At 71.2% G+C, this 17,707-nt stretch carries 17 protein-coding genes and 1 riboswitch; of the genes, 14 read left to right on the plus strand and 3 right to left on the minus strand.

Features of this window, described 5'->3' with window-relative positions:
* Positions 1-73 precede the first annotated feature (73 nt).
* Positions 74-204, plus strand: a riboswitch (FMN riboswitch).
* A 146-nt stretch (positions 205-350) separates the two neighbouring features.
* The 9 genes from SSP24_RS11605 to SSP24_RS11645 all read left to right on the plus strand — a co-directional run bounded on the left by SSP24_RS11605 (position 351) and on the right by SSP24_RS11645 (position 7,661).
* Positions 351-953 (plus strand): riboflavin synthase, encoded by a 603-nt coding sequence (locus SSP24_RS11605; protein ID WP_141309425.1) that lies wholly within the window; start codon positions 351-353, stop codon positions 951-953.
* Positions 950-1,591, plus strand: coding sequence for a nicotinamide mononucleotide transporter family protein (locus SSP24_RS11610; RefSeq protein ID WP_141309426.1), 642 nt, complete (start codon positions 950-952; stop codon positions 1,589-1,591). Before SSP24_RS11605 ends, SSP24_RS11610 begins: the two co-directional genes overlap by 4 nt.
* Positions 1,588-2,877, plus strand: coding sequence for a bifunctional 3,4-dihydroxy-2-butanone-4-phosphate synthase/GTP cyclohydrolase II (locus tag SSP24_RS11615; RefSeq protein WP_141309427.1), 1,290 nt, complete (start codon positions 1,588-1,590; stop codon positions 2,875-2,877). The genes SSP24_RS11610 and SSP24_RS11615 overlap by 4 nt, the downstream gene beginning before the upstream one ends.
* 25 nt (positions 2,878-2,902) lie before the next feature.
* On the plus strand, positions 2,903-3,388 hold the full coding sequence (gene ribH, locus SSP24_RS11620) for a 6,7-dimethyl-8-ribityllumazine synthase (RefSeq protein WP_141309428.1): 486 nt from the start codon (positions 2,903-2,905) through the stop codon (positions 3,386-3,388).
* A 34-nt stretch (positions 3,389-3,422) separates the two neighbouring features.
* The gene (locus SSP24_RS11625; protein ID WP_048458133.1) at positions 3,423-3,695 is read left to right on the plus strand and encodes a phosphoribosyl-ATP diphosphatase; all 273 of its coding nucleotides are present in this window, start codon (positions 3,423-3,425) and stop codon (positions 3,693-3,695) included.
* A 48-nt stretch (positions 3,696-3,743) separates the two neighbouring features.
* On the plus strand, positions 3,744-4,595 hold the full coding sequence (gene hisG / locus SSP24_RS11630; protein WP_141309429.1) for an ATP phosphoribosyltransferase: 852 nt from the start codon (positions 3,744-3,746) through the stop codon (positions 4,593-4,595).
* Between the two features lie 15 nt (positions 4,596-4,610).
* Positions 4,611-5,054: a PH domain-containing protein gene (locus SSP24_RS11635; RefSeq protein ID WP_141309430.1), complete on the plus strand. Its 444-nt coding sequence runs from the start codon at positions 4,611-4,613 to the stop codon at positions 5,052-5,054.
* A gap of 205 nt (positions 5,055-5,259) precedes the next feature.
* Positions 5,260-6,585 (plus strand): hemolysin family protein, encoded by a 1,326-nt coding sequence (locus tag SSP24_RS11640; protein WP_141309431.1) that lies wholly within the window; start codon positions 5,260-5,262, stop codon positions 6,583-6,585.
* A complete protein-coding gene (locus SSP24_RS11645; protein WP_141309432.1) occupies positions 6,582-7,661 on the plus strand; it encodes a hemolysin family protein in 1,080 nt (359 codons plus the stop codon). The genes SSP24_RS11640 and SSP24_RS11645 overlap by 4 nt, the downstream gene beginning before the upstream one ends.
* Before the next feature lie 21 nt (positions 7,662-7,682).
* Here SSP24_RS11645 and SSP24_RS11650 read toward each other — a convergent pair whose 3' ends face one another.
* Both SSP24_RS11650 and SSP24_RS11655 read right to left on the minus strand, forming a co-directional pair.
* A complete protein-coding gene (locus SSP24_RS11650; protein WP_141309433.1) occupies positions 7,683-9,545 on the minus strand; it encodes an AAA family ATPase in 1,863 nt (620 codons plus the stop codon).
* Between the two features lie 434 nt (positions 9,546-9,979).
* Complete coding sequence (locus SSP24_RS11655) at positions 9,980-10,645, minus strand: uridine kinase family protein (RefSeq protein ID WP_373306813.1); 666 nt, start codon at positions 10,643-10,645, stop codon at positions 9,980-9,982.
* A 151-nt stretch (positions 10,646-10,796) separates the two neighbouring features.
* Here SSP24_RS11655 and SSP24_RS11660 point away from each other — a divergent pair, with 151 nt between their 5' ends.
* From SSP24_RS11660 to SSP24_RS11670, 3 genes are all read left to right on the plus strand, one after another.
* The gene (locus tag SSP24_RS11660) at positions 10,797-12,173 is read left to right on the plus strand and encodes a C39 family peptidase (RefSeq protein WP_141309435.1); all 1,377 of its coding nucleotides are present in this window, start codon (positions 10,797-10,799) and stop codon (positions 12,171-12,173) included.
* Positions 12,174-12,327: 154 nt separating this feature from the next.
* Positions 12,328-12,468: an SCO1431 family membrane protein gene (locus SSP24_RS11665; RefSeq protein WP_141309436.1), complete on the plus strand. Its 141-nt coding sequence runs from the start codon at positions 12,328-12,330 to the stop codon at positions 12,466-12,468.
* A 65-nt stretch (positions 12,469-12,533) separates the two neighbouring features.
* Positions 12,534-13,193 carry a TetR/AcrR family transcriptional regulator gene (locus SSP24_RS11670; protein ID WP_141309437.1) on the plus strand — a complete coding sequence of 220 codons (660 nt, stop codon included), beginning with the start codon at positions 12,534-12,536 and terminating at the stop codon, positions 13,191-13,193.
* Between the two features lie 42 nt (positions 13,194-13,235).
* Here the strand turns inward: SSP24_RS11670 and SSP24_RS11675 are convergent, their stop codons facing one another.
* Entirely contained in the window at positions 13,236-14,483 is a 1,248-nt protein-coding gene (locus SSP24_RS11675; RefSeq protein WP_141309438.1) for a glycoside hydrolase family 18 protein, read from the minus strand.
* A gap of 323 nt (positions 14,484-14,806) precedes the next feature.
* Here SSP24_RS11675 and SSP24_RS11680 point away from each other — a divergent pair, with 323 nt between their 5' ends.
* Together SSP24_RS11680 and SSP24_RS11690 are read left to right on the plus strand one after the other, a co-directional pair.
* Positions 14,807-15,979 carry an acyl-CoA dehydrogenase gene (locus tag SSP24_RS11680; protein ID WP_141309439.1) on the plus strand — a complete coding sequence of 391 codons (1,173 nt, stop codon included), beginning with the start codon at positions 14,807-14,809 and terminating at the stop codon, positions 15,977-15,979.
* A gap of 428 nt (positions 15,980-16,407) precedes the next feature.
* A complete protein-coding gene (locus SSP24_RS11690; protein WP_141309441.1) occupies positions 16,408-17,529 on the plus strand; it encodes an Rv3169 family protein in 1,122 nt (373 codons plus the stop codon).
* The last annotated feature ends 178 nt before the right edge of the window (positions 17,530-17,707 follow it).

The following is a 17,707-nucleotide window of genomic DNA, read 5'->3' on the forward strand; positions in this document are numbered from 1 at the left end:
CCTGTGAGCCACTCCACATGGCCCGCACGTATGGATGTCGATCGGTCGTGGCACACTGGCCGTGTACCAGAAGCAGCGCACTCCGGGGTCGGTGAAAGTCCGAACCGGCGGTTACAGTCCGCGACCCGGTCGCCTCCAGCGGCCGGTTGACCAGGTGAAATTCCTGGACCGACGGTTAAAGTCCGGATGGGAGGCAGTGCGCGGCGAGCGGGCATTCGTGCGCGCCGCCGACTGTGATCGTCCCGTCTGGGGACGAGTCCGTCCGGCGTCGCTCCCGGTGTCCTCGCTCGTACATCTGTCGTCGTGACAGCCCCGGAGTCCGTGCCCGAAGAGGCAGGAGGACCCGGGAAGTGTTCACCGGAATCGTCGAAGAGCTGGGCGAGGTCACCGCCGTCGAGAACCTCGGCGACGCCTCCCGCTTCCGACTGCGCGGCCCCGTCGTCACCCAGGGGGCGCAGCACGGCGACTCCATCGCCGTCAACGGTGTCTGTCTCACCGTCGTCGACCACGAGGGCGACGAGTTCACCGCCGACGTCATGGCCGAGACCCTCAAGCGCTCCAGCCTGGGCGTCCTCACCGTCGGCTCCCGCGTCAACCTCGAACGCCCCACGGCCGTCGGCGCCCGCCTCGGTGGCCACATCGTGCAGGGCCATGTCGACGGCACCGGCACCGTCCTGGAGCGCACCCCGTCCGAGCACTGGGAGATCGTGAAGATCTCGCTCCCGGCGGACCTCGCCCGCTATGTCGTGCAGAAGGGCTCCATCACCGTCGACGGCATCAGCCTCACGGTCGTCGAGGCCGGCCCCGACTACTTCACCGTCAGCCTGATCCCCACCACGCTCGCCCTGACCACCCTCGGTCGCAAGCAGCCCGGCGACCCGGTCAACCTCGAAGTCGACGTCATCGCCAAGTACGTGGAGCGGCTGCTGGCCGGTCAGGGGGCCACCCAGTGAACTGGCTGAACTCCGAGGCCTTCACCGTCTTCGGGCAGCACATCCTCTGGTCGGACATGGTCGGCAACCTCTTCGGACTGGCCGCCCTCGCCCTCGGCTGGCGGCGCTCCATCTGGACCTGGCCCGTGCAGTTCCTGGCCGGCCTTATCCTCTTCGGCGCCTTCTTCGGCCATCTGACCGGCAGCGCCGGCAAGCAGGCGGTCGTCATGCTCGTCGCCCTGTACGGCTGGTGGCAGTGGCAGCGCGGCAAGGGCCGGGCGGAGGACGGCCACATCGCCGTACGGTTCGCCACCTGGCGCGAGCGTGGGGCGATGGTCGCGGCGGCCGCCGCCGGCACCGTCGCGGTGGCGCTGCTCTTCAAGGCGTACCCCAACCTGTCCTGGGACCCCTGGCCGGACGCCTACATCTTCGTCGGCACGGTCGTCGCCATGTACGCCCAGGCGCGCGGCATGGTCGAGTTCTGGTTCGCCTGGCTGCTCGTCGACCTGGTCGGCGTGCCGCTGAACTTCGCCAACGGCTTCGCCTTCTCCGGCTTCGTCTACGTCATCTACGGCGCGCTCGTCCTGTGGGGCCTGCGCGACTGGTGGCTGCGCTCCCGCAGGGACACGCGGCCCGTCCTGGAAGGAGCACCGGCATGACCGCGGCCCCCGTCCTGTACAGCACCCAAGACTTCGACGACCTCACCCTCGATCCCGTGGAGCAGGCCATCGCCGACATCGCGGCCGGCCGGCCCGTCGTGGTCGTCGACGACGAGGACCGCGAGAACGAGGGCGACCTCGTCGTCGCCGCCGAGAAGGCGACCCCCGAGATCGTCGCGTTCATGATGAGCGAGTGCCGCGGCCTGATCTGCGCCCCCATGGAGGGCGAGGAACTGGACCGGCTGCGGCTCCCGCAGATGGTCGAGGACAACACCGAGTCGATGCGGACCGCGTTCACCGTCTCCGTGGACGCCTCCGCCGCGCACGGTGTGACCACCGGCATCTCGGCCTCCGACCGGGCGACGACGCTGCGACTGCTCGCGAGCGGCACCGCCGAGCCCGTGGACTTCGTCCGTCCCGGCCACATCTTCCCGCTGCGCGCCAAGCCCGGCGGCGTCCTCACCCGCAACGGCCACACCGAGGCCGCCGTCGACCTCGCCCGCCTCGCGGGCCTGCGCCCGGCCGGCGCCATCGTCGAGATCGCCGGCGAGGACGGCCAGATGCTGCGCCTGCCCGAGCTGATCCCGTTCGCCCGCAAGCACGGCCTGACGATCATCTCCATCGAGGACCTGATCGCCTACCGCCGCAGCTCGGAGCCCACCGTCCGCCGCGAGGCCGAGACCCGGCTCCCCACCGCCCACGGCACCTTCACGGCGTACGGCTACCGCTCCACCGTCGACGGCGTCGAGCACGTCGCCCTCGTGCACGGCGAGATCGGCGACGGCAAGGACGTCCTGGTCCGCGTCCACTCCGAATGCCTCACCGGCGACGTCTTCCACTCCCTGCGCTGCGACTGCGGCCCCCAGCTGGAGTCGTCCCTGGAGCGCATCCACGCCGAGGGCCGGGGCGTGGTGGTCTACCTGCGCGGACACGAGGGCCGCGGCATCGGCCTGCTGTCCAAGCTCCGGGCGTACGAGCTCCAGGAGCGCGGCCGGGACACCCTCGACGCCAACCTGGAGCTGGGTCTGCCCGCCGACGCCCGCGACTACGCGGCCGGCGCGCAGATCCTCGCCGACCTCGGCGTGCACAGCGTCCGCCTGATGACCAACAACCCCGAGAAGACCGAAGCGCTCGTCCGGCACGGCATCGAGGTCACCGAGCGCGAGCCGATGCCCGTGACCGCGGGCGAGCACAACCTCCGCTACCTGCGCACCAAGCGGGACCGGATGGGTCACGATCTGCCCTGGCTGGACACGGCCCCCGTGTCCACCTGCAGCACCCAGTAAGAGCACACCGAGGAGACACGAGAACGTGAGCGGCAAGGGCGCACCGGAGTTGTCCGTACGCAACGTGGGTGACCTGCGGGTCGCCGTCATCGCGGCGCAGTGGCACGAGAAGGTGATGGACGGTCTGGTCAACGGCGCCCTGCGCGCCCTGCACGACCTGGGCATCGACGAGCCGACCCTCCTGCGGGTCCCCGGCAGCTGGGAGCTGCCGGTCGTCGCCAAGGTCCTCGCCGGACGGGGCTACGACGCGATCGTCGCCCTCGGCGTCGTCATCCGGGGCGGCACCCCCCACTTCGACTACGTGTGCCAGGGCGTAACCCAGGGCCTCACCCAGGTCTCCGTCGAGAGCGGCGTCCCCGTCGGCTTCGGCGTGCTCACCTGCGACACCGAGGAGCAGGCCCTGGACCGGGCCGGCCTGGACGGCTCCAGCGAGGACAAGGGGCACGAGGCGGTGACGGCGGCGGTGGCGACCGCGGCCACCCTCCGCTCAGTATCCGAACCATGGCGTTAGGTGGGCCGGCACACCGCGTAAAGTGGGCGCCACCATGTCCAAGAAGACGTTCGAGGAGCTCTTCACCGAGCTCCAGCACAAGGCCGCCCACGGCGACCCCGCCACTTCCCGCACCGCCGAACTGGTCGAGAAGGGCGTCCATGCCATCGGCAAGAAGGTCGTCGAGGAGGCCGCCGAGGTCTGGATGGCCGCCGAGTACGAGGGCAAGGAGGCGGCCGCCGAGGAGATCTCGCAGCTGCTGTACCACGTCCAGGTGATGATGGTCGCGCGCGGGATCTCCCTCGACGACGTCTACGCCCACCTGTGAACCACACGCCGCACAAGAACACCCCTTCACACAAAGGAAGCCGACCTCATGCTGCGCATCGCCGTCCCCAACAAGGGTTCCCTCTCCGGCCCTGCGGCGGACATGCTGCATGAGGCCGGCTACCAGCAGCGCCGCGAGTCCAAGGAACTGCGGATCGTCGACCCGGCGAACGACGTCGAGTTCTTCTACCTCCGCCCCCGCGACATCGCGATCTACGTCGCCTCCGGGCAGCTCGACATCGGCATCACCGGCCGAGACCTGCTGATCGACTCCGGCGCCAACGCCGAGGAGATCCTGCCGCTCGGCTTCGCCCGCTCCACCTTCCGCTTCGCCACCAAGCCGGGCACCGTCGGCGACGACCTGGCCGACCTGAACGGCAAGACGGTCGCCACCTCCTACGAGGGCATCGTCGCCAAGCACCTCGCCGACAACGGCATCGACGCCTCCGTCGTCCACCTCGACGGCGCCGTCGAGACCGCCATCCAGCTCGGCGTCGCCCAGGTCATCGCCGACGTCGTCGAGACCGGCACCTCCCTGCGCAACGCGGGCCTGGAGGTCGTCGGCGAGCCGATCATGAAGTCGGAGGCCGTCGTCATCCGCCGTACCGGCGCGGACGGCGAGGAGACCAAGGTGCAGCAGTTCCTGCGCCGGCTCCAGGGCGTCCTGGTGGCACGGACGTACGTGATGATGGACTACGACATCCGCGCCGAGCACCTGGAAGCGGCCGTCGCCATCACCCCGGGCCTGGAGGGTCCCACGGTCTCCCCGCTGCACAACGAGGGCTGGGTCGCCGTCCGCGCGATGGTGCCCGCCGAGGACGCCCAGCGGATCATGGACGACCTGTACGACATCGGCGCCCGGGCCATCCTGACCACCGCCATCCACGCCTGCCGCCTCTGAGGGACACCCGCACCGATGTCGGACCTGCCCACGCTGCCCGTCACCTTCCGGCCGGGCCGCACTCGCGCCGTCCTGCTCTCCGCGGCCGGCGCGGTCTTCGTCGTCGTCTCGACGATCGCACTGCTGCTGGACCGGCTCGGCCCCGGTGAGCGGCTCAGCTTCGTTTTCACGGCGGCCATGCTGTCGGCCGTGGCGCTGCTGCTGGCGCGCCCGAAGGTCGTCGCCGACGAGACCGGCGTCACCGTGGTGAACTTCGCCAGCACCCGCCGGCTGGAGTGGGCGCAGATCGTGCAGGTGCATCTGCGGGTCGGCGACCCGTGGGTGTTCCTGGACCTCAGCGACGGCACCAGCCTGGCCGCGATCGGCATCCAGCCCGGTATCGCCAAGGCGCAGGCCATCGCCGACGCGCGCACCCTGCGGGCGCTGGTCGAGGCCCGTTCCGGTGGACCTCGGGACTGACTCGGGCCCGTTCACCCTGCCGTACCGGCCGGTGTCTTGATTAATCTGTTGGCGGAGGCGTTGTCCGTGACGCCTCCGCCCCTGTTGTGCCGGCCGGCGCACAGGGGTTCCTGCTACCCGAGGAGTGACCCTCTCCGGCGATGGACGGATCGTCCTGTAGTACCTGCGCCGCCCCCTGCCGACATAGCGCGGAGGCGGCGGCATCATGACCATCCCCCTGCTGCTGCTCGCAGCCGCATTCCTGCTCATCCTCGCCAACGGCTTCTTCGTCGCGGCCGAGTTCGGCCTAGTGACGGTCGATCGCCCGGACGCCGAGAAGGCCGCCGCCGACGGCGACCGACGGGCCCGCCGGGTCGTCGAGTCGCTGAAGGAGCTGTCGTTCCAGCTCTCCGGCACCCAGCTCGGCATCACCATCACCTCCCTGGTCGTCGGCATGCTCGCCGAACCGGCCCTCGCCCAGCTGCTGGACGGCCCCCTCACGGCCGTCGGCATCCCCGACGGCGCGGTGTCCGGGGTGGCCGTGGCCCTCGGCATGCTGCTGGCTTCCGCCGTGCAGATGGTGGTCGGTGAACTCGTCCCCAAGAACTGGGCGGTGTCCCGCCCCTTGCAGGTCGCGCGCTTCGTCGCCGGTCCGCAGCATCTGTTCGCACGCCTGTTCAGGCCGGTGATCGCCGGTCTGAACGCCGTAGCCAACCGTCTGGTCCGCACGCTGGGCGTCGAGCCCACCGAGGAGCTGGCCTCCGCCCGCACCCCCGACGAACTCGTCTCCCTGGCCCGGCACTCCGCACGCGCCGGTGCGCTGGAGCAGGACACGGCGGACCTGTTCGTGCGCACGCTGTCGCTCGGCGAGCTGACCGCGCAGCACGTCATGACCCCGCGCGTGAAGGTGAGCGCCCTGCAGTCCACGGCGACCGCCGAGGACGTGGTCAACCTGACCCGCGCCACCGGCCTGTCCCGCTTCCCGGTCTACCGCGAGCGGATCGACGAGATAGTCGGCATGGTCCACCTCAAGGACGCGCTGGCCGTCGCCGCACCGGAGCGGCTGCGCACCCCCGTCGGCCGGATCGCCAAGCCGCCGCTGCTGGTCCCCGAGACGCTGCCGGTACGGCCGCTGCTCGCCCGGTTGCGCAGCGAGCAGCCGATCGCCGTCGTCGTCGACGAGTACGGCGGCACGGCCGGTGTCGTCACGCTGGAGGACATCGTCGAGGAGATCGTCGGCGAGGTCCGTGACGAGCACGACGGTCACGACCTGCCCGAACTGACCTCCGCCCCGCCGGAGGACGGCCGCCCCGCCTGGGACGCCGACGGCAGCTGCCGGGTCGACACCCTGCGGCGCATAGGCCTCGACGTGCCCGAGGGCCCGTACGAGACGGTCGCCGGCCTGGTCGCCGACCTGCTCGGCCGGATCCCGGCCGTCGGCGACCGCGCCGAGCTGCCCGGCTGGCGGCTGGCCGTGCGCCAGGTCGGGCACTACCGCGCCGAGCGGGTACGCCTCGTGCGCACCGCCCCCGTCCGGGAGGCCGTGCGATGAGCGTGCTCCAACTCATGTTCGCGGCGCTGCTCGTGCTCGCCAACGGCTTCTTCGTCGGCGCCGAGTTCGCGCTGGTCTCGGTCCGCCGCAGCCAGATCGAACCGCTCGGCACTGCCCGGGCCCGCCAGGTCCTCTACGGCCTGGAACGGCTGCCGCAGATGATGGCCGCCGCCCAGTTCGGCATCACGATCTGCTCACTGACCCTGGGCGCGGTCGCCGAGCCGACGGTGGCGCATCTGCTGGAGCCGTTCTTCTCATGGATCCACCTGCCGCACGGGCTGGTCCACCCGCTCGGCTATGTCATCGCCCTCGCCACGGTCGTCTTCTTCCACCTCGTCATCGGCGAGATGGTGCCGAAGAACCTGGCGATGGCGGCACCGGAGAAGGCCGCGCTGTGGCTGAGCCCCGGACTGGTCGCCTTCGCCCGCCTCTGCCGGCCGATCACGGTCGCCCTGGGCGCCTGCGCCCAAGGTGTGCTGCGGGTGTTCCGGGTCGAGCCCAAGGACGAGGTCGAGGCCGTGTTCACCAGCGAGCAGCTCAACCGGCTCGTGGAGGACGCGGGACAGGCCGGCCTGCTCGACCCCGAGGAGGCCGAACGCCTGGAGGACGCGCTGGAGCTGGGCTCCCGCCCGGTCACCGACGTGCTCCTCAAGCGCGAGTCGCTGATCACGGTCAGCCCCTCGGTGACGCCCGGCCGGATCATCGAGCTGACCGCCCGCACCGGGTACTCCCGCTTTCCGGTGGCCGCGGAGAACGGGGCCTTCATGGGCTATCTGCACGTGAAGGACGTACTCGATCTCCAGGAGTCCGAGCGGGCCGTTCCGCAGCATCTGTGGCGGCCCATGACGACGCTCAGGTCCGAGCTGCCCCTGGACGACGCGCTCACCGTCATGCGCCGCGCCGCGACCCACCTGGCGCAGGTGGCGGACGGCTCCGGGCGGGTGCTGGGACTGGTCGCGCTGGAGGACGTACTGGAGCTGCTGGTCGGTGAGGTACGGGACCCGGCGCACCGGGACACGCCTCCCGCAGCCGCGGTGTCCGAGCCCCGCTCGGGCGAGGAAGTACTGGCGGGCTGAAGGCCGGGGCCGCGGGATCCGTCACATGGCCGACGGATCCTGCGGCCCCCGCCCCGACAGCACCTCGCCGTACGCCTGCATCAGATCCGGCAACCGCAGCGTCGACAGGTCCTCCCGCGACAGCACCCCCGGACAGGTCGACAACCGCAGGTCCCGGTACGCACAGCTCTTCTCGTACAGCGTGCGCAGGAACCGCCCGTTGCCCAGCTCGTCGATCCACCCCTGATCGACCACATGCCCCGCGATCGAGCGCAGCTCGTCCAGCGACTCCGCGTCCCACACGTCGCCGTTCTCGGCGGCCAGCACCTCACCGATCGCGGTGAGTTCGAGCGGCCGGTACGAGGGGAAGTCCACGCGGGTGGTGAAGCGGGAGGACAGGCCGGGATTCGCGGCGAGGAGGCGGTCCATGCCCTCCGGGTAGCCGGCCAGGATCACCACCAGGTGGTCCCGGTTGTCCTCGGCCCGCTTCAGCAACACCTGCAGCGCCTCGTCGCCGTATGCGTCGCCCTTGCCGTAGCCCGAGTTGGACAGCGAGTACGCCTCGTCGACGAACAGCACGCCGCCGAGCGCGGAGTCGATCAGCTCGTTGGCCTTCACGGCGGTCTGCCCGAGATACTCGCCGACCAGGTCCGCCCGCTGGGCCTCCACGAGATGGTCGCCGCCGAGCAGCCCGAGGGCGTAGAAGACCCGGCCCAGGATGCGGGCGACCGTGGTTTTCCCGGTGCCGGACGGGCCGGAGAAGACGAAGTGCCGCTTGGGCGGCTGCACCGGCAGGCCCTGACCGGCTCGCAGCCGGGCCATGTTCAACTGGGCGGACAGGGCCTTGACCTGGCGTTTCACCGGCTCCAGGCCCACCATGCGCTCAAGCTCGGCGAGCGCCTCCTCAAGTAACGCGGGGTCGGTGGGACCGGCGGGCAGCGGCGGAGAGGGCACCACCGTCTTCTCCCGCACCGCCGGATCGGTGACCGACGGGGGCGGACCGGTGGGCGGGGCCAGGTCGGACAGTCTGAGGTCCCGGCCCTCGGTGCCGAACAGCGGATCGAGCACATCGGGGCCGTCGACACTGTCCTGCCCGGCGCCGGTGAGCGCGATCGAGGCGAGGTCGGCGGAGTCGTCGTATCCGTCGCCCTCGGCGATCGCCGCGAGCCGGGCGGAGGTGTCCATGAAGGCGGGGTCGACGCGGTGCACCGCCCGGTACAGGGGGAGAGCGGCGGCGGAGCGGCCGGTGCCCTCGTGGGCGCGGGCGAGCCAGTAGCGCAGCTCCTTGCGCTGCGGCTGTTCGCTGCGGCAGCGCATCAGGGCCGCCGACAGCAGCGGCTCGGCCTGCCCGTACATCTCCAGCCGGACCCGGGCCATACCGCCGAAGAGACCGGCCTCGATACCGAGCAGGGGGTCGTCGAGCAGCGGGTCGGTGTGCCGTACCAACTGCTCCCAGTCCTTGACCAGATAGGCGCGGCAGGCGTGCAGGAAGCGCACCTGCGGGTCGGTGTCGATGGGCGGCAGGCCCGCGAGGGCCCGATCCAGCTCGGGGACGTGGCGGCCGTCCAGCCAGTGCGAGGCGTGCGCGAGCAGCAGGTCGCGCGGGCTCTCCAGCACGGGCTGCACCCACCAGCCCAGCCAGTACCAGGAGTTGAGCGCGCGCCGGTGCCGGGTGCGCTGTTCACCGAAGCGGTCCCGGTGCCGGAACATCCTCAGCAGCGCGGTCGTCGTGTCCACCCGCAGCGCGTGCAGCCCGAGCCAGCCGTCGGCCATCCCCGGGTCCAGCCGGACCGCGCTCCGGAACTCCTCCTCCGCCTGCGGATACGCGCCCATGGTGTAGGCGTCCACGCCGCGCAGCCAGGCCAGGTCGGCCGGGGCCTCGGGGCCCTGCGTGCCGAAGTCCATCACGTCCCCCCACAAACCGTGCCCCCGCTGGTTCGCCGCCGGGCCGTCACCCGTCGGCCGACTTTGGTCGAACCGCTGTGCAGCGGACCGGCGTTGCGACGGTGCGCGGAGCAGCCGTCCACAGGTCGCACCGAGGGCATCGTACCCGCGGGTCGGTGCCCGCCGTAGGGTGCCGCGGGGGGCGTTTGGCGAGGTGGGGAGCGGAGGGGACGCGGCGCGCGTGGTGACCGAGGGTGAGCGGAACGCGCCTCGGAGCGCCCGGCGGAAGTGAAGAGGACAGAACGAAGCCCCCGATCACGGGGGAACAACCGGGGGCTTCGCGTCTGTCGGCGACCTCATTCGGTCGCACATTGAGAACGTAAGTCCTGTACGGCCCCCCGGTCAAGCCGAGTTGAAGCACTCGGCCAAGTTCAGCCGCAAGGGTCTTCACACGTTCAGCACATTGCGGATGGCCCGTCACCCTCCGTCACATCCTGGTCCGGACCAGACGATCCCGCGGGTCCCGGCAGCACCTCGTACCCCATGCGCAACGGATGCACCAGCAGGTCGGCGAAGGGGCGCGAGGGGTCCTCGGCGAAATGCCGCCGCTCCGCCTGAACCCATCCGGCCCAGAACTCGCGCTGCTCCTCCCCGTCCCGCAACTGCCCCCGCGCCCAGGCGTCCTCGTGCGGCAGCTCCAGCCACAGCAGTCGCGCCAGATGGGGGCGCAGGGCGCGCCGGCCGGCGCCGACGCCCTCGACAAGGATCACCGGCGCGGGCGCCAGCGGGCGGGGCGGACCGAAGTGGCGGGCCCGCCAGTCGTAGGGGGCGTAGTGCGCGGTCTCGCCCCGGCCGAGGGGCTCGATCACCTGACGTAGCAGGCGGTCGGTCCATGCGAACAGCTCGTCGTGGCTGGCGATGTCGTCGAGGTGCAGCACCGGCGCGCCGCCCAGCGCGTTCGCCAACTGCCCGGCGAACGTGGTCTTTCCGGAGCCCGCGTGCCCGTCGACGCCGATCAGCCGGACGGGGCCGCAGGACGGGGGGAGGCCGCGCAGCAGGCGGGCGAGTCCGGACAGCGCGGTGGCCGGGGCGAGGCGGTACGAGTGCGACACGCCCCCCATCATCTCCCAGCTCATGCCAGTGGTCCCGACCAATATTGCCGGGCGTGGCATGCCCCGAAGTGCTGGCCGTGGCGGCCTTGTGCGGCCATAGTTGGCGCACACATCCGTGCACTGGACCTGCCCCGACTCGGACCCTGGGAGTCATCCGCCCATGAGCAGAGCCGAACAGCCGTCCCGCAGAGCCCTGCTGGCCGCCGCGGTCGCCGCCGCCGTCGCGGGTGGCGCGGGCCCGGCGGTGGCCGCCCCGTCCGCCCGTACCGAGGACCCGGTGGCGGCCGACCCCGCCAAGGCGCCGGCCCGCCCGGTCGACAACCGCTTCTGGACGACGTACGCCGACTGGCGCGGTGGCACCGCCCAGGGCACCCGTGCCGTCCCCGGCATCCGCCCCGGCGTGGTGATCGCCGGCCCGGCCGGCACCACCACCTACCCCGACCCGCACACCGGTACGTCCTCCCCCTGGGAGTACGCGACCTGGACCTCCCCGGTCCACAAGCTCGCCGTCCCCGCCACAGAGGTGATCGCCTCCTGGAACGCGCACACCCCGGCCGGCACCTGGATCCAGGTCGATCTGCGCGGCACCTACTCCGACGGCACCGACACGCCCTGGTACGTCATGGGCCGCTGGGCGGCCGGCGACCAGGACATCAGGCGCACCTCGGTGGACGACCAGACCGACGGCAAGAGCACGATCTGGACGGACACCTTCGCCGTCGACGACCCGGCGTCGGGCCTGCGCCTCACCTCCTACCGGCTGCGGCTGACCCTCTACCGCAAGCCCGGCACCCGGCTCACCCCCACGGTCTGGCGGCTCGGCGCGATGGGCTCCGACGTCCCGGACCGCTTCACGGTCCCGGCCTCCACGCCCCGCCTCGGCAAAGAACTGCTGGTGCCGAGGTACTCACAGGAAATTCACAAGGGGCAGTACCCCGAGTACGACAACGGCGGCGAGGCCTGGTGCAGCCCCACCTCCTCGCAGATGATCATCGAGTACTGGGGCGGCCGGCTCACCGAGGAGCAGCTGGCCTGGGTCGACCCGAGCTACGCCGACCCGCAGGTGTGCCACGCGGCCCGGTACACGTACGACTACCAGTACGCGGGATGCGGCAACTGGCCCTTCAACGCCGCCTACGCGGCCACGTTCCAGGGCCTGCAGGGCGTGGTCACCCGGCTCGGCTCGCTCACCGACCTGGAGACGCTGATCGCGGCCGGTATCCCGGCCATCACGTCCCAGTCGTTCCTGGAGAAGGAGCTGACGGGCGCGGGGTACGGCACCGCGGGCCACCTGATGACCGTGATCGGCTTCACCGCCGACGGCGACGTGATCGCCAACGACCCGGCGTCGCCGAGCAACGAGGCGGTGCGGCGGGTCTACGACCGGCGCGAGTGGGAGAACATCTGGCTGAGGACCAAGCGGTACAACGCCTCCGGCAAGGTCGTCTCCGGCACCGGCGGCGTCTGCTACCTGTACTTCCCGGCGCGTCCGACCGCCCGCCAGCGGCTGGCGCTCGCGGCGGTGGGCGTGCGCTGAAACCAGCGGTGAGCGTGCCCCCGACGGCCCCCGGCTCCGTGCCGGGGGCCGTCCGCTGTGACCAACGTCTCCGCCACAAAAGCCGCTGCCGGTGGCAAGGTGGACAGATCGGTGGGGGGAGTCCACTGCACGCACGACACACCAGTGAGAGACCATGACCGCACAGTCAGCCACCGCCGCCCGTGTCCGAACCGGCGGCCCCAAGGACGACGGCCCGAAGATCGTCGAACACATCATGGGCTGGACCCTCGTCGTGGTGCTGGCGATGCTGGTGACACAGCTGGGACTGCTGTGACCTGACGGACGGGCCGACCTGCCATACTGCGGATGTCCCGCCGCCCGTTGGAACCAGGGTCGAAATTGAATATCAGTCACCAGCGCGGCGCCGCCCGGCCACGGGCGCGCGGCACCGAGCGTTCGGCGGCACGCCGCGCCGAACTCATCGCCATCGGGCGGAGGTTGTTCGCCGACACGTCCTACGACGCGCTCTCGATGGACGACATCGCCCGGCAGGCCCATGTCGCCAAGGGGCTGATCTACTACTACTTCCAGTCCAAGCGCGGCTACTACCTGGCCATTGTCCAGGACTCCGTCGCCGACCTGGTCACCTTCGCGGCCGGCGGTCTGGAACTCGCGCCCGTGGACCGGGTGCACCGCACGATCGACGGCTATCTGCGCTACGCCGAGCACCACCACGCCGCGTACCGCACGATCGTCAGCGGCGGCGTCGGCTTCGACACCGAGGTGCAGGCCATCCGGGACGAGGTGCGCGAGGCGATCGTCACGACCATCGCCGAAGGGGCGTACGGCCGACGGCACATCGCCCCGCTCGCCCGCATGGGCCTGCTCGGCTGGGTGTGCGGCGTCGAGGGCGCCACGCTCGACTGGATCGACCGCCCCGAACTCAGCCGCGACACCATGTGCGAGCTACTGGTGAAGACCCTCGGCGGCGCCCTGCGGGCGATCGAGGAGCTGGACCCCTCGTACCCGGCCCCGGAGCCCGCCCGCCGGGAGGCATGACAAAGGGGCGGAGGTCCGGATGAACCTCCGCCCCTGTCGCGGCTACCGGATCGCCTTGATCAGCTCACCGTTCGCGGTGTCCCCGCTCAGCTCCCAGAAGAACGTGCCGCCCAGGCCCTGCTGGTTCTTGTACGTCATCTTGGTCGCGATCGTCGCGGGGGTGTCGTAACTCCACCAGTTGTTCCCGCACTTGGCGTACGCGGTGCCGCCCACCGTGCCGTTCGCCGGGCACTTGGTCTTCAGCACCTTGTAGTCCTCGATGCCGTCCTCCCAGGTCCCGTCCGCCGGTCCGGTCGCCGTGCCGCCGGGCGCCGACTGGGTGACGCCGGTCCAGCCGCGGCCGTAGAAGCCGATGCCGAGCAGCAGCTTCGAGGCCGGGATGCCGAGGCTCTTGAGCTTGGCGATGGTCGCCGAGGTGTGGAGGTTCGCGTTCGGGATGCCGGAGTAGGAGGTCAGTGGCGAGTGCGGCGCGGTCGGGCCGGTGGCGTCCCAGGCGCCGAAGAAGTCGTACGTCATCGGGTTGTACCAGTCGACGTACTGCGCGGCGCCCGCGTAGTCCGCGGCGTCGATCCTGCCGCCGGGGGTGGCGTCGGCGGTGATCGCGGCGGTGACCAGGTTGCCGGAGCCGAACTTGGCCCGGACGGCCGCCATCAGGTTCTTGAACGCCGCCCGGCCGCTGGTGTCGCAGGTGGCGCCGCAGGCGTTCGGGTACTCCCAGTCGATGTCGATGCCGTCGAAGACGTCCGCCCACCTGGAGTTCTCGACCAGGTCGTAGCAGGACTGGGCGAACGCGGCCGGGTTGCGCGCGGCCTCGCCGAAGCCGGCCGACCAGGTCCAGCCGCCGAACGACCACAGGATCTTGAGGTTCGGGTGCTTCTTCTTCAGCTCGCGCAGCTGGTTGAAGGTGCCGCGCAGTGGCTGGTCCCAGGTGTCCGCGACGCCGTCCACCGACTCGGCGGCGGTGTAGGTGCGGTCGGTGGCGGCGTAGGCGTCGCCCATCGCGCACTTGCCGCCGGTGACGTTGCCGAAGGCGTAGTTGATGTGGGTGAGCTTGGCGCCGGAGCCGGAGGTCTCGATGTTCTTGACCAGGTACTTGCGGTCGTAGGTGCCCCATTCGGTGAAGTAGCCGACGACCTTGGAACCGGTGGCCGCCTGCGCGGCGGGCTTCTTTGGCGCAGGGGCGGCCGTGGCGGTGCCGATGCCGGTGAGGAGGCCGGCGCCGAGGGCGGCGGAGCAGGCCGCGGCGACGAGCGCCCGGAACCGGACGCGGGGACGGAGGCGAAGGTGCATCGGGTGTCTCCTCGTGGGGGAGAGGGGGACTGCCGATTGGCATGAACGCGATGAATCGCTGGTGATCCGTCACAGTAGGAGGACTAGACCAGTTGGGTCAATGGTGCGGACCAATTTCCGCGGACGGGGAATTCTTGAAGTGAGCGGTCGTTAACCGGTGACTCGCTGCCTCCGATCGGGCATACTCACAGCGCGCAGCCGCTGGTCAGCAGCTTTCGTGACCCGGAAGCAGGAGCATCGGCAGCAGCAGTGAGACACCCGGCGGAGCCGCCCACCCATGGCGTAGGTCCGCCGCCGCGCCCGAAAGGGAGGAGAGCGTCGCCATGCCCGACCGCGCCCCGCAGCCGGTGGACCGACTACTGCCCACGGACGAGGCCCGGGATCTGATCTCGCTCGTCCGCGACATCGCGCAGCGCGAGATCGCCCCGCACGCGGCCGATGAGGAGGACGCCGGACGTTTCCCGCGCGACGTCTTCACCCTGCTCTCCCGGTCGGGGCTGCTCGGCCTGCCCTACGACGTCGAGTACGGCGGCGGCGACCAGCCGTACGAGGTCTACCTCCAGGCCCTCGAAGAGCTCGCCGCGGCCCGGCTGACGGTCGGCCTCGGCGTCAGCGTGCACACCCTCGCCTCCTACGCCCTCGCCACCTACGGCACCAAGGAGCAGCAGGTCGAGCACCTGCCCGCGATGCTCGGCGGCGGCCTGCTCGGCGCGTACTGCCTGTCCGAGCCGGCGTCCGGCTCCGACGCGGCCTCGCTGCGCACCAAGGCCGTCCGGGACGGTGACGACTGGGTGATCACCGGTACCAAGGCGTGGATCACGCATGGCGGCGTCGCCGACTTCTACACCGTCATGGCCCGCACCGGCGAGGAGGGCCCGCGCGGAATCACCGCCTTCCTGGTGCCCGGCGACGCCGAGGGGCTGAGCGCGGCGGCGCCGGAGAAGAAGATGGGCATGAAGGGCTCGCCCACCGCCCAGGTCCACTTCGACGGCGTGCGGGTCCCCGACGCCCGGCGTATCGGCGAGGAGGGGCAGGGTTTCGCGATCGCCCTGTCCGCGCTCGACTCGGGGCGGCTCGGCATCGCGGCCTGCGCGATCGGCCTGGCCCAGGCGGCGCTCGACGAGGCGGTGGGGTACGCCACCGAGCGCCGGCAGTTCGGGCGGCCGATCGCCGACTTCCAGGGGCTGCGCTTCATGCTGGCCGACATGGCGACGCAGATCGAGGCGGGCCGCGCGCTGTACCTCGCGGCGGCCCGGCTGCGCGACGCCGGGCGGCCCTTCGCCCGGCAGGCGGCCATGGCCAAGCTGCACTGCACCGACGCCGCCATGAAGGTCACCACGGACGCCGTCCAGATCCTCGGCGGCTACGGCTACACGGCCGACTTCCCGGTCGAGCGCTACATGCGCGAGGCCAAGGTCCTCCAGATCGTCGAGGGCACCAACCAGATCCAGCGGATGGTCATCGCCCGTCACCTCGCGGGTCCGGAGTCCCACTGAACTGACCCCGCCTGACCAGGGGCGCCGCCAGCCGGATCCACTCCGGGTCGTGGCGCCCCGGCAGCGTGCGGCCGCGGTGGGCCCAGGTGCGCATCAGGTCGCGGTAGATGGGCGGGTCGGGGAGCGGTTGCGGGGGCGGGGCCGGGGCCCGCGGGGGGCGCTCGACGCGCGGAAGCGATGCTGCGTACCGGGGAACGAATACGCGGAACTGACGCCCGGTCGTGGAAGAGGTGGGGGTCATACCTGGGCAACGCTGCGGTATGCGGACAGGTCACCCGGCCGGGGAATCGAGCGTGGGTTCGTAGACCGTCCTGGGTCCGTGCCTCGGTGGCCGACCCGCCCCTGTCTCGGACCGGTCCTGTTCCGTGTCTGTCCGTCGGCGTGTCCCTGACGTACGGTCAACTGCACTGTGTTCAGGGAGGTTTGCCGTGCTCGAAGACCGTCCGGTGCCGCTCGACGACTACCCGGTCCACCAGGTGCCCCTGTCGATGAAGCACGTCGCGACCGGGGACCGGAACGCCTATGACCGCAGCATCTTCCACGTCCTCGACCACCAGGGCCGGGCGCTACTGATCACCGGGCTCGGGGTGTACCCCAACACGGGGGTGATCGACGCGTACGCCACCCTGCGCATCGGCGACACCCTGCACGCCGTCCGCGCGTCCGACGCCCTCGGCGACGACCGGATGCGCCTCGCGGTCGGACCGCTGCGCACCCATGTCGAGCACCCGCTGCGGGAGTACGTGCTGAGCTGCGCCGCCGACCCGGGCGACCCGGACGCACTGTCGTACGAGATCCACTGGTCGGCGGACTTCCCGGCGCTGTGGGAACCGCACCACCAGCAGCGGCGCGGCAGCCGGCTCACTCTGGAGGGCAAACGGTTCGTGCAGGCGGGCCGATGCGTCGGCTGGATCCGGGCCGGCGGCCGGGAGATCCGCCTCAGGGCCGGTGAGTGGACCGGCACCCGGGACCGCAGCTGGGGAGTGCGGCCGATCCCCGGTGAGGACGGCGGGCGGTTCGCCGAGGAGTACCCGACCGAGGGCTTCCACTGGGTGTGGTGCCCGGTCCGCTTCGACGACCGGTTCCTGATGGTGATCGTGCAGGAGGACGCCGACGGCTACCGCACGCTGAACGATGCGACCGTGGTACGGCCCGGCCACCGCGACCGCCAACTCGGCTGGCCCCAGCCGGAGATCACCTACCGCTCCGGCACCCGGCACCCCGAACGCGCCCTGATCCACCTCGGCGACCCGCGCAAGCCGCTGGAACTGGACGTGGAGGTCCTGACGTCGTCCCCGCTCGCCGTCGGCGCCGGCTATCCGCCCGCCGGTGACTGGCAGCACGGCATCTGGCGCGGCCGCGACTGGACTGACCGCCGCACCTACGACCTCGCCGATCCGGCCGCGCACCCCGTCGCCGCGTACGGCGTCACTGACCACGCGGCCCGCTTCCGGCTGGACGGCGAGGTCGGGTACGGCATCTTCGAGCACGGCTCGTTCGGGCGGCACGACCCGAGCGGGTTCACGGGGTTCGACTCGGTCGCGCCGTGATGGAGGGTGAAGGCATGGCATCGGTCGGCGTCACCGGCCCCGCGTCGAACGGCATGTCCAGCAATGTCGGAGCGCAACGCGCCTACTACGCATGGGTGGTTGACGGTCTCGCCCGCTCACCCCTCATCGAGGACGCGTTCGACCGGCTGGCGCAAGCTGACGGACCCGGACACACTGA

Origin of the sequence: Streptomyces spinoverrucosus, from assembly GCF_006539505.1 — a bacterium.
Lineage (GTDB): Bacteria > Actinomycetota > Actinomycetes > Streptomycetales > Streptomycetaceae > Streptomyces > Streptomyces spinoverrucosus.